This is a genomic window from Microcoleus sp. C2D2, assembly GCF_036702495.1.
Taxonomy (GTDB): domain Bacteria; phylum Cyanobacteriota; class Cyanobacteriia; order Cyanobacteriales; family Microcoleaceae; genus Microcoleus.
In genome coordinates, this window is sequence record NZ_JAUBTO010000008.1 from 59,361 (window position 1) to 73,582 (window position 14,222).

Genomic DNA, 14,222 nt, shown 5'->3' on the forward strand with positions numbered 1-14,222 from the left:
TATTAAATGCCAGATATTTTTGGGTACAGCAGAGATTTTGATCGGCGCCGGGTCTGGTTCGATATTACGGCGTTTTGTACTATTTCAAACAACAATTTTCTGGTAAACTAAAGTGTAAAGTTGCCTTCGATCCCTAGACTGAAGTCCCAGGGTTGGCAGGCTATTTTTTGACAATAGAGTTTTTGAGAGAGTTGGGATTGAAATTACTTTGCCTCAGTAACGGCCACGGAGAAGACGCGATCGCCCTTCGCATCTTGCGGGAACTGCAACAGCACCCACATCCCCCAGCATTAGACGTGTTTCCGCTAGTGGGCGAAGGGCAAGCTTTTGCTCGACTAGAAAACGCCCGCATCATCGGCCCGGTGCAGCGGATGCCTTCGGGCGGCTTTATTTACATGGACAGAAGGGAATTTTTGCGCGATGTCAAAGGCGGCCTGATTCAGTTGACCGTAGCTCAGTTTAAAGCCATCCGCGCTTGGGTGCGGGCGCAACAACAGTCTGGGAATCAAAACGGCGTTATTTTAGCCTGCGGGGATATTGTACCGCTGCTGTTTGCTTGGCTCAGCGGCGCGCCCTATGCCTTTGTCGGTACGGCAAAGTCTGAGTATTATTTGCGGGACGAGGACGGGCCTTTGGCTCGCAAATCCCGCGCCGGATCTGGGTGGAGTTGGTCGCCGCGATCGGTTTATTTGCCTTGGGAGCGCTGGTTGATGACTCGTGAGCGCTGTCGGGCCGTTTTTGCCAGGGATGCGCTCACCGCCGAGACTTTACAAAAGCTGGGAATTCCGGCTTACAATCTCGGAAATCCCATGATGGACGGACTCGAACCGGAAAACCCAGCCGGTTTTTACGGCCCTGACGCAGAGTTTCGGGAAAGGTCGCGATCGCTCGTCATCACCTTACTCCCCGGTTCTAGAGCGCCGGAAGCCTATGCTAATTGGCTGCTAATAGTAGAGGCTGTAGCCGGAATTTTGTCGCTGTTTGCCGAGCGCAAATTGTTATTTTTCGGAGCGATTTCTCCTGAGTTAAATTTAGAAGCTTTGCGACCTAGTTTAGATTTTTTCGGCTGGCGACAAGACGGCGAAACTAGAACGCAGCGGCGAGAAGGAAGTATTTTGCGACCTGCTGTTTCTAGTCATCAAGAAATGCGGAAAGACTCTCCTAATTTGCTATTGCCCTTGACATTTGTGCAGAGAAACGCCACGATGATTTTGACTCAGCAAAGTTTTAACGATTGTTTGTACGAAGCCGATTTAGCAATAGCAATGGCAGGAACGGCTACAGAACAGTTTGTAGGTTTAGGAAAACCCGCGATCGCCATTCCCGGAAACGGCCCGCAATTTACTCCCGCTTTTGCAGAAGCTCAAAGTCGCCTGTTAGGCCCGTCATTAATTTTAGTCAAACATCCCGCCGAAGTTGCCGGCGCCATGCAGTCTTTGTTCCGCGACCCCGACAGGTTGCAGCTAATCGCTGAAAATGGCTGGCGCCGCATGGGACAACCCGGTGCAGCAGCCAGAATTGCCAAGTGTTTAATTCAGCGCTTGGGCGGTGAAAGCAGCAATTCTCAATTGCCTCCAATACACTAGCAACACAACATTAGTGATGTCCCTACCGAATATCTTTAATTCTACTTTCTTAAATAAAAAATCTCGTTCGCTAACTACTAATATCAAATCCGTTAGCATCGTCCTGTATTCATCTCTCTGTTCTCGAACTCTGCGTTAAGAGCGTTCTCTGCGGTTTAATCATTCCAATGCAACCGGAATTGATATAACTTCCATTGTATGCAGCATCGGAATGCAAGTCCTCGGATTTTTATGAGGACTTGCATTCCGATACTGCAAACCAATTTTATTGTGGTTGTTCCAGTAGGGTGCGCCGGGCCGCGCACCTTACTAATACACCACTCGCCGAAAATTTTAATTCGCCGTTTTTTCCGAAGATGGCACCCAGAAATTAGCTTGAGGAATTTTAAAATCCGACTTAACCAAAACTCCCGGTTCTCGCTGCACCGGCAGCACATCTAAAGTATCCGTTTGCGCGCAATATTTTAAATCTTCAATAACACCTAAACCGAGGAGGCGCTGGCCGTGACTCGCTCTTTCCAACAATTCGTGCAACCGATCTTGCCAGTGCAGGTAAAGAGCAATAGCCGCAAATACTTCATCGTTACCAGCAAAATCGCTCGCAGGAATACCGCTTTCTGCCAGGAGACTTTGGGCGATCGCACCAGCACAAACCGTATCTTCCAACGAATAACCCCCTTCCCAACCAGAACCCACAATCCAAATAGTTTCCGGCTGTTTATTTAACAAAAACTGCACCACTGATTTGCGGTTAATCAAAGCCGCCGTTAACACAGTTGCAGCAGCTTGCACTCGCTGCAGAGCCCGAGTACCGTTAGTTGTGCTGATAAAAATTCGCTTCCCACTCACCTTTTCTGGCGTGCAGTCGAAGGGGGAATTTCCCATGTCAAATCCGTCAACTTTGCTGCCGCCGCGCTCTCCGGCGCGAATCCGCTTATCTGCAGGCCATTTTTCGCTCTCGGCCATCAGCTTATCTAAGTCGCTGAAAACTTGGACAGCTTCCGCCCCATTATTCAGGGCCGTTGCCATTGTCGTAGTCGCCCGCAGCACATCAACTGCGATCGCGCAAGCCGGCATATTGTCGGCTGGCGTAAGTTCCGGGGTATGGTAAATAAAAAGCTTCACTTTTGGGCCACCTGCGATAAATCCTCATCAGCAATAATAATGGAAAGTGGATAATAGAAAATAAAGTCGAGTCCTCAAAAGCAGCAAATATGTCAAAACAGCTAAATTCAAACCCCGCCCGCGCCGCCATTACCGCACCAATTCGACTCCTCGCAGGTTTCACCTATCCTTTTCGAGCTTTCACGCTGATTTGGCAAACTCCTAAGCTGTGGAGTTATGTATTAGTTCCCGTAGGGCTAAATTTTATAATTGGTATCGGTCTTTATTTAAGCTTGCTATTTCCCAGTTTGGCAGGCATAGACGTTTTAGTTGCCGATTTGTCCGTCCGATTTAATGCTATAATTGCGAGTTTTCCAGCTTGGCTGAGCTTTCTCGGCGTGTTAACAGTCGCTTTCGGCTGGCTGCTGCGCGTACTCCTAGTCTCAGGACTTTTGCTGATAATCGGATTTTTGTTAGTGCAGTTTGGCGTGATTTTAGGTTCGCCCTGGTACGGCAAACTTTCCGAACAATTGGAACTTCTGCGGAACGGTCAATTGCCCGCAGAAGCACCAATGGATTTACGCAGTAGTTTTCAGGATATTCAAAGGGCGATCGCCTTTGAACTGCGAAAACTACAAATTTTGTTGAGCATCGGCATACCGCTGCTGCTGCTGAATTTTATCCCGGGCGTCGGCTCTATTCTTAGCAGTTTGGGTGGCGTAGCTTTGGGCGCGACTATTGTCTGTTTGGACTTCTTAGATGCACCTTTGGAGAGGCGGAGGCGACCTTTTCAGGAGAAATTGGAGATAATTTGGGCGAGTTTGCCGGCCAGCGGGAGTTTTGGTGTGGTTTGCTTGGGTTTGGTGAGTATTCCCCTGTTGAATCTGTTGGCGATTCCGCTGTGCGTGACGGCGGGAACTTTGTTTTTTTGCGATCGCATTTGGCCGGCCCGCTTTGCCCCAGAAGAGAGAAGTATCGATCGAGAAACTAACATTACAAATTAAAAACTAGGGAGATGCTTCTACATTCTGCCCAATGCCTTCTCCCTTCGGTTGACTCTGGGAGTTAAGACCCAGAAAAGGGCTTAAAAATAGCCAACTAAGGAAGAAGAATGAAGCTGTAAATAGCTGGACAATATCGATCGCCGACAAATATCCGTCAGATAATAGTGCAATACTTCTATCTGTCAGCCCGAATATCCAAGAGAGAATCCCAAACAGCCAAATGCCTTTTTGGAGGATTGGCAAAAATGCTGAAACTTCGGAGTTTTGCTGTTTGTTCATTGATTTAGCCCTTGTTTGCGAAGAATCTAATTAACCGGGGCACGCCAAGGGCTTAAGGATTTTTGGTGTCTCCTCGCATTCCCTTTGTTATCTATATGTTAAGAAATGTTTCCCGATATGACAAGCGGGCTCGGGAGGTATTGGCGCATCTATCTCAAGAGGTAGTCGCCGCGTGAAAAACAAGTAAACTTTCCTACACTTTGGTTAGAGGAGGTTTAAAAATACGGAGAGAGACAAAAAGGCTTAGGCAAGTCTGCCTAGCCTCTGTCGAATCATGGCAATATGGATCAAACCTTTTTTTGATGCAGGTAATCGCTGATAATCGATATTTCGGCGGCCAGAGCAATGGAATTAACCGTAGGTGCGCTCTACTATCGAACCTTTGGGAAGCAGCACAAAACCTTGAGTGCCCTCAGGTGTTTTGACCGAAAATAATGGGATACAAGCCTCCCCCTTTTAGGGGGACTTTCGGTTCTGAATTTCTCCGAAGAGGATTTTGAATAAATGTAGTGCGGTTTGTTCAGACTTGCTATAAAATGGTTGTATGTTAAATCTAACCTACCAGTACAAGCTCATTCCTACCGATAAGCAACGCGAAACTTTCGACCAGTGGCTCAATATTTGCCGCAAGGTCTATAACTTTGCATTGCAGGAACGAAAAGATTGGGTCAATTCTCGTAAGTGTGATATTAACTCGTGCAGTATTAAGCAAGAATACATCATTCCATGTGATGCACCACGCCCAAGTTTTGCTCGTCAATGCAAGTCATTGGCATTCGCAAAAAAGTCAATTCCTGAATTAAAACTGCCACATACCCATGTATTGCAACAGGCGTTGCGACAATTAGAAGCAGCATTTGTTGCAATGTGGGAGCGAGGACATGGTTTCCCTAGATTCAAAAAACGGATGCGCTCACTTGTGTTCCCTCAATTGAATCTAGAGTCTGTTAAACACTTTAATGGCGCTGATTGGGTTAACCTGCCCAAGATTGGTTTAGTTAAAATGCATCTATCACGTCCAATTCCTGAAGGGTTTGAGGTTAAACAAATTCGCGTTGTCAAAAAGGCATCTGGTTACTATGCCATGCTTACTTTGCAATGTGATGTCGAAGTACCTCAAACCTCACCTTCAGGACATGGATTAGGGATTGATTTAGGGTTAGAACATTTTTTGGTAACTTCTGATGGTGAATTGATTGATAGACCTCGATTCTTTGTGGATGGACAACGCAAGCTGAAATCGCTGCAACGTCAACGGTCGCACAAGAAAAAAGGCTCTAGGAAGTCCCGTCAACTTCATCACCGAATAGCCAAGCACTACGAATACATCTCGAACATTCGCAAAGATTTTCATTTTAAGACCGCTCATCATTTATGCAACGCAGCCCAAACATTATTTGCTGAGGATTTGAACCTCAAAGCAATGTCAGCCGGAATGGTTGGCAAACACACGCTTGATGCAGGGTTTGGTCAGTTCTTGAATATCTTGAGCCATGTTTGCTTTAAGCGAGGTGCATACTTCGCTAAAGTAGACCCGAACGGAACAAGTCAAACCTGCCCCTTATGTCAAACCCATACAGGTAAAAAAGAGTTATCTGAACGGGTGCATAAATGTTCTGAGTGTGGCTATGAAACAAATCGAGATGTTGCAGCCGCGCAAGTAGTATTGCAGCGTGGATATACAGCGGTTGGGCAAATCGCAGTGAATTTTGGGGAGGGCAAGCTACATGAGTAGTCCCAATGAACCAAGAATCCCTGCTCCTTTAGGACAGGGAGTTGTCAAGACACGGGCGAATCCATCAGGATGTATCCATCACCCAAGGGAGAAACTCCGCCCCAGAAAATCCTCCATAGACCCAGATGCGGACGAGTCGCAGCAGGCGATGTCCTGGTTCACTTATTTGAGCAATTGCTTTGCTCCTTCGCCCTCAGGCAAGTTGGTAGAATTGGGCGGAGACTGAGTTTGTACAGCAATCCTAACTGATTGGAAAAATCCTCTCTTCTCTCTGTGTCCTCCGCGACTCTGCGGTTTGAAAAAAAAATCACTAATAAAAAATGATTCAGCCGTTGTTAATTAACACTTAGGATCCAAAAGGAGGAGGCGGATCCGCGCGCGCAGCTTATCGGCTGCATCAGGGGTTAATTCAGCTAGGAGTTGACTCCAAGATGCTAGTTCAAGATCGGAGAATTGACGACAGGACTGTAATGAGTGCTCCTAACAACGTAGCTCAAAGAATGTGGAAAGCGCGTCCTGTTTTGGAGGATTTGCCGCTACAATTTTACAGGAACAGACCAAGCTATCCGGCACGTCTCTCCGTGCAATGGCTCCCCGATATAATTACGTCGCGAATTGCTGCTCTCAATCCAGATGTCCTTAACTTGTACTGGATAGGCGACGGATTTGTTTCGCCAGAAGCGCTGTCTGAGTTTAATAAACCAATTGTTTGGACGCTGCACGATATGTCAGCATTTACGGGCGCATGCTGTTACAGCCAAGAGTGCGATCGCTACACCAAATCCTGCGACAATTGTCCTCTACTCGGCCATAATAAAAGCTGGGATTTGTCCCGCTGGGTTTGGCAGCGAAAAGCGAAAGCATGGCAAAATCTCAAACTCACAGTTCTCAGTCCTAGCAAATGGCTCGCTGACCGTGCAAAGTCCAGTTCGCTATTTAAAAATAGTGACATTAGAGTGATTCCAAACGGATTGGATACTGGCACATATAAACCCTGCGATCTGCAAACAGCCAGAAATATACTAAATCTCCCGCAATATCGGCAACTAATTCTTTTCGGTGCGCTGAATTCAACAAGCAACAAAAGGAAAGGTTTTCCTTTACTTATGCAGGCTTTAAAGCAGCTAAGTAATTAGGAAAACTCACAAAATTGGGAGTTAATGGTATTGGGTGCATCTCAACCAAAGGAAAAACAGGATATAGACTTTAAAACTCGCTATCTTCCTACTCTAAGCGACGATATTTCTTTAGAACTTATTTATGCAGCAGCAGAGATTTTCGTTGCTCCTTCAGTTCAGGATAATTTACCCAACGCCGTCAGGGAAGCCTTAGCTTGCAGCACTCCTTGCGTAGCTTTTCAAATAGGAGGAATGCCAGATTTAATAGAACACAAACAAAATGGCTATTTGGCTCATCCCTTTGCTACAGAAGATTTAGCGCAAGGAATTGCTTGGGTGTTAGAATCTCCGCAGCGTTGGCAAGTTTTATCAAGTCGTGCCAGAGAAAAAGTTGAACAGGAATTTACTTTAGAAAAACAAGCACGTCGATACTTATTTGTATTTGAAGAAGGAAGTACAAAAACCTTTAAACAAAGCTAGTAACTCTCACAGTTACCGAGCTAATTAAACAGTAAAAACTTCAAAAATTTGAGTCAAATACTAACTTCGGAAACTTCATTTACTCTCTCCCCAATTCAGCAGTATAATTAGTTTTTGCATCAAGGATCGCCAGAAGGTTTAACTGATAAACTTTCTGGGGCACTGCGGATTAAATCAGCGGTGGATATCGGTGCCGTAAAAGCTGCATTTCAAACTTTGATTGACCGCCGGCTAGGAAAGAGGTAAAAAACCTGCATGACGCAAGTTCGTCACGATCGTCGATACCCTGGGGTTACTGATGGCTGTGCGGGTTGTCGCCGCCCAAATGTCGATTATCAGCGATTACCGGCATCAAAAGAAGCCTCGATCCACATTGCCATGATTTGACTGATGCTACGCAGACTTGCCTGGGCCTTTTTGTCTCTCTCCGTATTGTCAAACATCCTCAAAGAGCGAGATCCCTTTAGCCGGAGTCAGCTCTTGCCATTACCGCACCTACTTGATATAGTGGGTCACAAGCGACGTAAAAGAGCGAAATCACAAACTATGTTATTTAACAGTGTTGAATTTTTAGTATTTTTTGCGATTGTTTTCACCATATATTATTTCCCTCCCTTGCAAAAACTGCAAGTTCCCATCCTCATAATTGCCAGCTTTATATTTTACAGTTGGAGCGCACCCGCACTGCTGCTAATCCTGCTGCTATCAATTATTATCAACGCTACGGCAAGCTTTCAAGTTGCTCGAATTTCCGACAAAAAACAGCGATTCTTTTGGGCTTTATCGGGAGTAGTTCTGAATGTATTAATGTTGAGCTTGTTTAAATATGCCGGTTTGCTGACTAACTTTGTTGCGGATGTTTTTAATATTGCTCGAACCGAAGGCAGCATTGCTTATTTATTCTTAAAATTGCCTTTGCCGATCGGCATTTCTTTCTACACCTTTGAAGGCATCAGTTTAATCGTAGACGTACTGAATCAAAAAGATAAAAGCGAAACAGACTCAAACGCTTACGTCTCGCCCTACTTCACCCAACACCTGCTCAACACCTCATTTTTTATTAGCTTTTTCCCCAATTTACTGTCAGGCCCGATTTTAAAATCCAAGACATTTTATCCCCAGATTGCTCCTAAATACTTTAAAGACATTCCTGGGAATTTCATTTTTCGCTCGCTCGTTGTCGGCTACTTCCTAAAAATGGTCATCGCCGACAACTTAAAAGACTATACCTTCTGGATCAGCTTTCCCTACTACCAAGGACTTGGAACTTTTACCAACCTGACGCTGCTGTTCGGCTACTCAATACAAATCTTTGCCGATTTTGCCGGTTACTCCTTAATTGCGATCGGTTTTGCAGCCGCTTTGGGCTACAAAATTCCAGACAACTTCGACTTTCCCTACATCTCTCGTTCCCTTTCCGAATTCTGGAGAAGGTGGCACATTTCCCTCTCAACTTGGCTCAGAGATTATCTATACTTTCCCCTCGGCGGAAACCGCAAAGGAAAAATCCGAACTTATGTTAATTTAATGACAGTAATGACTTTAGGAGGATTATGGCATGGGGCTGCTTGGAGTTATGCAGTTTGGGGAATTTATCACGGATTAGGTTTAGCCGTAGAACGCTTTTTTGGGTTCGATAAATCTAAAAATAAATCGCAAGAACCAAATCAAGCAAAAACCACACCAATCTGGCAGCAATTATTATTTGACAGCCTTAGTGTTTTAGGAATTTTCTCTTTTGTTTCCTTGGGATGGCTGCTTTTCAAACTGCCTCGATTTGAAGAAGCGGTTGACTTTGCAGTTACTTTAGTTCGCCACTATAAAGTCAAGCCCGCTTGGAGTCACGTTATTCCGACGCTAATTTTTTCCCTACCCGTAGTAATTTATCACATTCCTCATTTTCCCACTTGGCAAAATCTGATGAAACAGGATTCAAATAAAAACGGTCAAAAAGTCTGGAGCCTTTATCAAGATTTAGCTTTAGGAATTATGCTAGCAATGATATTCCTCAATAGCGGCAGCTCGAAACAATTTATTTATTTCCAATTCTAGAAGGTGTTCTATGTTTGTCAAATTCCAGTTGCGATCAATTTTGCGCCCGGTACTAATTTTTCTGTTTCTAATGAGTTTTTATCAAGTCCTCGTCAGTGGCGGAGTTTTGCCAGCTTCTGACGGAGCTAGCCTGATTCAAAATAATATTGTCAAAGCTCAAAGGTATGTATATCAGGATGATTCAGATCTGAAAATGGTAATCGTAGGTAGTTCGCTAGCTGCCAACCTTAATGTAAAACAGATTGGAGAGGGCGTAAAAAGCATAGCTTTGGGGGGAGGATCGAGCAAAACAGGTTTAGAAATAATTAAAAGAAGTAACAGCAAGCCTCCGATAGTTTTGGTAGAAATGAATGATACTATTGTTCGCAAAATAGATGCAGACTTACTTGATTCTTTGTATCACCCTATTTTTTATTGGATGCGTCAGTATCTGCCGATGATGAGAGAGGAATACCGTCCGGTTAGCGTTTTTATTAATTCTTTGAAAAGTCGATCGCAGCAGAACCTAAAAATGATGACGCGAGAGGCACTAGATAGCTTAGAAGGTCGAAATATTACTCCAGAATTATCGCAAAAAGCTATCCAAATGACAGTTGATGTTGAAAGCACACCTTTGTCTGAAAAAGATGCAGAAACTATGAAACAAGAAGCTGAGTTAATTAAAACTCAAATCGCCGAAATTAAAAAAAATATCGGGGCCAAAGTAGTTTTATTTGACATACCGCTAGAGTCGCGAGTTAACGCTGCAATCAGGAGAAAGCAAGTCCGAGAATTGGCGAAAAAGCTGTTTCCGCCCGATCGTTTTGAGTGGCTGCCGCCCCCGAAAGAGCGAGAGTGGCGCACCAATGATGGCATCCACTTGATCCGCAGCGACGCTAGAGATTTTGCCGAGTTTTTGAGGGATAATACCATTTTAGATTTGAGATTAAAGAATTGAAGAATTGGGAATGACTTATTCCATACTGGTTTGGAGCACGGGCCTACAGTTGCATTCTTTTTTTGGATAGGTATAAATTCCTGGACACGAGTAGCGGCGGGCTTTCTTGGCAGCGCGCCTACAAAAGAAAGGTTGTAATTTACATTGAAGTATGCAATACTACAAGTAGAGCAAGTCTGGTTAAAGAACGATCGTGAGGTTTGTACTGAGGATCCAGAGTCCTCAAAGCCCTAAAAGCCACAGGACAAACAATTCGATTATCAGTATTAACCCGGCTTGATATGAGTTCAGCGTCAATAACATCGAACAATGGCACGCTTAAATCAGATTATCGCGATCGAAAAAGGCATCAAAAGCCGCTCGGTCCAAGAACTAGCAGAAGCTCAAAAAGCACTTCAGAAGCCCGCTGTGCTTTCTGGAATATCGCGCACTTACCGTCCCAAAGACGAAGAAGGCGAACAACTGCCGCCCGAGTCCAAAAAAGTTGAAGTCAAAGCCGAAGAGATTATCCGCAAAACGACTGAAGTTTTGACCAAACTCTTCGACGTAACGGCAACCAAAGATTGGACAAATTGTAGCGCCCGCGCTGATGTAGTTGTAGACGGAAACGTGCTTTTGAGCCAAGTACCCGTCAGCTATTTGCTATTCATTGAAAAGCAGTTGGTCGATTTGCAAGCATTCATCAAAAAACTTCCCGTCTTAGATGCTTCCGAGACTTGGAACTTCGATGCTTCGGCAGACTGCTGGGCAACAGAACCGGTGCAAACTCTCAAGACTTTTAAAACTCCGCGCAATCACGTTAAAGCTGAAGCTACCGAACACCATCCTGCTCAAGTCGATGTTTATTACGAAGATATTACGATCGGCTATTGGCGGACTGTCAAGTTTTCTGGAGCTTTGCCCGCGCGGCGGATCAATGAGTTGCTGCAAAGGGTGGAAATATTGCAGCAAGCTGTTATGTTCGCCCGCGAAGAAGCTAACAATTCTGAAGTTGAGGACAAAAGAGTGGGAGAGCGAATTTTTCAATTTATTTTCCGCTGATTGCTTGCTTTTTTGAGAGTTATGGTTTAAGATATAAACAGAGTACAAGTTAAAACTCAAACTTCAACTTAAACCGTACAAATGTGATAGTGCAGGTTCGACTCCTGTCCCTCCTACCCAAAAAAGGGGGGTAGCCCAATTGGCAGAGGCAGCATTGCGTACAATTCAACAGCAAGTTATTACTCTAAACTCAGCATTCACCGCCGATCGCTAAAACGAATGTCAGGAAAAATCACATCATCGAGGTTGCTGGCTCATATCCAGTCCCCTCTACCAAACGCAGGGGGGTAGCTCAATCGGTAGAGCGCGATGCTATTAATCTTAAATCCTTGACTTAAATGTGATAGCGTGCCCAAATGGGCGGTAAATAGAAACCCAGTAGTAAGGTCAGAACTGCTGGGTTTTATGCTAATAACTGAATAAATCCGTTAAATCCGTCAGTCCTGGACGTATCAAGGCCGATGATTTACTGCATCAATCCTCAATGCGAACAACGCGAAAATCCTGCTGCTGCTCAAAATTGTCAGGCTTGCGGTACGGCTTTGTTAATTGCCGATCGCTATCGTATCCTTAAACCAGTGCGATCGCCCAATCCCGCACGCCCCACAGACATCTTTGAAGTCGAAGATTGGGGAACTGGGGAAAACGAATGGGGAACTGTCAAAGTTTTAAAAGTCTTGAAACACACCCACAATCCAGATTTAGTTCGCTTGTTCAAGCAAGAAGCGCGAGTTTTGATTTGGCTGGCGGGAAATGGCCCAGTTCCCCAAGTCGAACCTGACGGTTATTTCCACATTAAACTACCCAATAACTGCCAGAAATTTTCTTGTTTGGTAATGGAAAAGATTGCTGGAGAAAACTTGACCGAATTCTTAACTAAAAACCAGTGCGTTTCTCAACAACTAGCTCTGGATTGGCTGCAACAAATGCTTCATATTTTGCAGGAAATCCACAAATATCATGTAGTGCATCGGGATATTAAGCCATCCAACCTGATGGTTGAAGCCAAGGGGAAATTGAGATTAATTGACTTCGGGGCCGCCTCAGAAGCAGAGATGGATACCGCACCCATAGGTTCTGCTGGATACGTCGCACCGGAACAAATTCTAGGTAAAGCAGGCGTGCGATCGGACTTTTTTGCCCTGGGGCGTACTTTTGTACATTTATTAACAGGCATACAGCCGATCGACTTTCCCGTTAATGAAAAAACTGGTAAAATTAATTGGAGGAACCAGGCTATAGATATTGACCCGTTACTCGTAAACTCGATCGACCAATTGATGGAACCGCTACCAGAAAACCGACCGGAAAATACCCAAGTTATTTTAGAAAAATTAAAAATTCACGACTGATCCCCCCTGAAAAAGGGGGACGCAACATCGCTTCAATAAATCTGTTCCAACCTGCGAAAATCCCGCTCAACTTCCGCCCACAAAGCTCGATTGTGAGGGTCAGTTTTCACAGCCTTTTTCAAATAAATTCTTGCCTTATCAACCTGCCTTTCTCCGATCAAATGCCGTCCCCAGCGCTGATAGGCGATCGCCTGCCACTGACGCACCTCCAAATCTTCGGGAATCCGCTGTGCCAAACCTTCAATCAAGGCGATCGCCCGTGGGAACCTCTGATATTTCAGCAACTGCTGCAGCTCAATATAAGCATCTTGCTTTAACTTTTCTTCTGCAGCCGATAAATCTGCCTTGGATTGCCCCGGCGGATCTTTTCGAGTCACTTTAACTGCCTGCGGTTGAGCTTTCACCCCCCGAGGTTGTGGTGTCGAAGTAGGCGACGCAGTGGAATTGCCAACTTTCGACTCCGCAACATCGGGGGGGGCAATATTCACCAGGAACTTATAAGCCTCAGTAATAGCAATAAACTTATTCTTAGCCTGTTCGTTTCCCGGATTCACATCTGGGTGATACTGTCTGGCTAACTGGCGATAAGAAGCCTTAACTTGCGATAAACTCGCACCAGACCTCAGTCCTAACTGTCGGTAATAATCTGCAATATCCATTTAGCATGAATGAGCGTTGATAGTACCATTAAATATGGCAGAATCCTTAAATGTAAAGATTCTGCCAAAATTTACTGCGAACTAGGTTGTAGTGCGAGGGTTGCCCGCACTACTGAAGCGAACAAACAACTTACGGACGCTCTTCGATCACTCTGTCAATCAAGCCGTATTCCTTGGCTTCCTCAGCGGACATGAAATAGTCGCGATCCATGTCCTTCTCGATTTTCTCGATCGGCTTGCCAGTATTCTTAGCATAGATATTATTCAGTTGGTGCCGCAGGCGCAGAATCTCTTTCGCCTCAATCTGAATATCCGTTGCTTGTCCCCGCGTGCCCCCAGAAGGCTGGTGAATCATGATTCGCGAGTGAGGCAAAGCTAACCGTTTCCCCTTGGCACCGGCTGCTAACAGGAAAGAACCCATCGAAGCAGCCAAGCCCACACAAATCGTCACCACGTCCGATTTAATGTGCTGCATGGTATCAAAAATAGCCATGCCTGCCGACACCATCCCGCCTGGGGAATTGATGTACAAAATAATATCCTTACCTGAATCTTCCGAATCGAGATAGAGCATCACAGCGATGATTTGATTGGCAATTTCATCGTCAACGTCCCTGCCCAAGAAAATAATCCGTTCCCGGTAGAGGCGATCGTAGATATTAATCCACTGAGTATCATAACCCCCCGGCATTTTGTAGGGAACTTTTGGCACACCGATAGGCATAATTCGGAACTCCGTTTAGTTGGTAATTGGTGATCGGGCAATTGGGCATCGGGAAAACAGGGCATCGGGCATCGGGCATCGGGCATCGGGCATTGTTAGTCATAAAAAGACTATTGAATAACTAATCAGGGTAGAAACTACTAGCCATTAA

13 protein-coding genes and 1 pseudogene are annotated in these 14,222 nt (G+C 45.1%); 10 read left to right on the forward strand and 4 right to left on the reverse strand.

The genetic code is table 11. The features are described 5' to 3' along the window. Positions 1-152: 152 nt before the first annotated feature. On the forward strand, positions 153-1,586 hold the full coding sequence (locus QUB61_RS04855; RefSeq protein WP_333122415.1) for a lipid-A-disaccharide synthase-related protein: 1,434 nt from the start codon (positions 153-155) through the stop codon (positions 1,584-1,586). A 333-nt stretch (positions 1,587-1,919) separates the two neighbouring features. Here QUB61_RS04855 and QUB61_RS04860 read toward each other — a convergent pair whose 3' ends face one another. Beyond that, positions 1,920-2,711, reverse strand: coding sequence for a 2-phosphosulfolactate phosphatase family protein (locus tag QUB61_RS04860; RefSeq protein ID WP_333122418.1), 792 nt, complete (start codon positions 2,709-2,711; stop codon positions 1,920-1,922). Between the two features lie 89 nt (positions 2,712-2,800). Between QUB61_RS04860 and QUB61_RS04865 the strand changes: the two genes are divergently transcribed. Then, positions 2,801-3,694 (forward strand): EI24 domain-containing protein, encoded by an 894-nt coding sequence (locus QUB61_RS04865; protein ID WP_333122420.1) that lies wholly within the window; start codon positions 2,801-2,803, stop codon positions 3,692-3,694. Positions 3,695-3,697: 3 nt separating this feature from the next. Here QUB61_RS04865 and QUB61_RS04870 read toward each other — a convergent pair whose 3' ends face one another. Further along, complete coding sequence (locus QUB61_RS04870) at positions 3,698-3,973, reverse strand: hypothetical protein (protein ID WP_333122423.1); 276 nt, start codon at positions 3,971-3,973, stop codon at positions 3,698-3,700. Between the two features lie 544 nt (positions 3,974-4,517). On the opposite strand from QUB61_RS04870, the gene QUB61_RS04875 reads away from it, so the two are divergent. The 8 genes and pseudogenes from QUB61_RS04875 to QUB61_RS04910 all read left to right on the forward strand — a co-directional run bounded on the left by QUB61_RS04875 (position 4,518) and on the right by QUB61_RS04910 (position 12,688). Then, positions 4,518-5,708 (forward strand): transposase, encoded by a 1,191-nt coding sequence (locus QUB61_RS04875; RefSeq protein WP_333122427.1) that lies wholly within the window; start codon positions 4,518-4,520, stop codon positions 5,706-5,708. After that, entirely contained in the window at positions 5,701-5,934 is a 234-nt protein-coding gene (locus QUB61_RS04880; protein ID WP_333122429.1) for a hypothetical protein, read from the forward strand. The genes QUB61_RS04875 and QUB61_RS04880 overlap by 8 nt, the downstream gene beginning before the upstream one ends. Before the next feature lie 151 nt (positions 5,935-6,085). Continuing rightward, positions 6,086-6,844, forward strand: a pseudogene (locus QUB61_RS04885) (glycosyltransferase); the annotation flags it as partial. Positions 6,845-6,868: 24 nt separating this feature from the next. Beyond that, positions 6,869-7,306 (forward strand): glycosyltransferase, encoded by a 438-nt coding sequence (locus tag QUB61_RS04890; protein ID WP_333122432.1) that lies wholly within the window; start codon positions 6,869-6,871, stop codon positions 7,304-7,306. Positions 7,307-7,852: 546 nt separating this feature from the next. After that, positions 7,853-9,358 carry an MBOAT family O-acyltransferase gene (locus tag QUB61_RS04895; RefSeq protein ID WP_333122435.1) on the forward strand — a complete coding sequence of 502 codons (1,506 nt, stop codon included), beginning with the start codon at positions 7,853-7,855 and terminating at the stop codon, positions 9,356-9,358. A 10-nt stretch (positions 9,359-9,368) separates the two neighbouring features. Then, a complete protein-coding gene (locus QUB61_RS04900; protein ID WP_333122438.1) occupies positions 9,369-10,295 on the forward strand; it encodes a hypothetical protein in 927 nt (308 codons plus the stop codon). A gap of 309 nt (positions 10,296-10,604) precedes the next feature. Continuing rightward, positions 10,605-11,336 carry a DUF7873 family protein gene (locus QUB61_RS04905; protein ID WP_333122442.1) on the forward strand — a complete coding sequence of 244 codons (732 nt, stop codon included), beginning with the start codon at positions 10,605-10,607 and terminating at the stop codon, positions 11,334-11,336. Between the two features lie 461 nt (positions 11,337-11,797). Further along, on the forward strand, positions 11,798-12,688 hold the full coding sequence (locus QUB61_RS04910; RefSeq protein WP_333122444.1) for a serine/threonine-protein kinase: 891 nt from the start codon (positions 11,798-11,800) through the stop codon (positions 12,686-12,688). Positions 12,689-12,720: 32 nt separating this feature from the next. On the opposite strand, the gene QUB61_RS04915 is transcribed toward QUB61_RS04910, so the two are convergent. Next, positions 12,721-13,347, reverse strand: a complete 627-nt coding sequence (locus QUB61_RS04915) for a J domain-containing protein (protein WP_333122447.1) — start codon at positions 13,345-13,347, stop codon at positions 12,721-12,723. 130 nt (positions 13,348-13,477) lie between these two features. Beyond that, a complete protein-coding gene (locus tag QUB61_RS04920; protein ID WP_333122451.1) occupies positions 13,478-14,071 on the reverse strand; it encodes an ATP-dependent Clp protease proteolytic subunit in 594 nt (197 codons plus the stop codon). Positions 14,072-14,222: the final 151 nt, after the last annotated feature.

Bases quoted from the DNA above. Each gene is read 5' to 3' on its own strand.
- QUB61_RS04865 (WP_333122420.1), top strand. From the start codon at position 2,801: ATGTCAAAACAGCTAAATTCAAACCCCGCCCGCGCCGCCATTACCGCA.
- QUB61_RS04870 (WP_333122423.1), bottom strand. From the start codon at position 3,973: ATGAACAAACAGCAAAACTCCGAAGTTTCAGCATTTTTGCCAATCCTC.
- QUB61_RS04875 (WP_333122427.1), top strand. From the start codon at position 4,518: ATGTTAAATCTAACCTACCAGTACAAGCTCATTCCTACCGATAAGCAA.
- QUB61_RS04880 (WP_333122429.1), top strand. From the start codon at position 5,701: ATGAGTAGTCCCAATGAACCAAGAATCCCTGCTCCTTTAGGACAGGGA.
- QUB61_RS04890 (WP_333122432.1), top strand. From the start codon at position 6,869: ATGGTATTGGGTGCATCTCAACCAAAGGAAAAACAGGATATAGACTTT.
- QUB61_RS04895 (WP_333122435.1), top strand. From the start codon at position 7,853: ATGTTATTTAACAGTGTTGAATTTTTAGTATTTTTTGCGATTGTTTTC.
- QUB61_RS04900 (WP_333122438.1), top strand. From the start codon at position 9,369: ATGTTTGTCAAATTCCAGTTGCGATCAATTTTGCGCCCGGTACTAATT.
- QUB61_RS04905 (WP_333122442.1), top strand. From the start codon at position 10,605: ATGGCACGCTTAAATCAGATTATCGCGATCGAAAAAGGCATCAAAAGC.
- QUB61_RS04910 (WP_333122444.1), top strand. From the start codon at position 11,798: ATGATTTACTGCATCAATCCTCAATGCGAACAACGCGAAAATCCTGCT.
- QUB61_RS04915 (WP_333122447.1), bottom strand. From the start codon at position 13,347: ATGGATATTGCAGATTATTACCGACAGTTAGGACTGAGGTCTGGTGCG.
- QUB61_RS04920 (WP_333122451.1), bottom strand. From the start codon at position 14,071: ATGCCTATCGGTGTGCCAAAAGTTCCCTACAAAATGCCGGGGGGTTAT.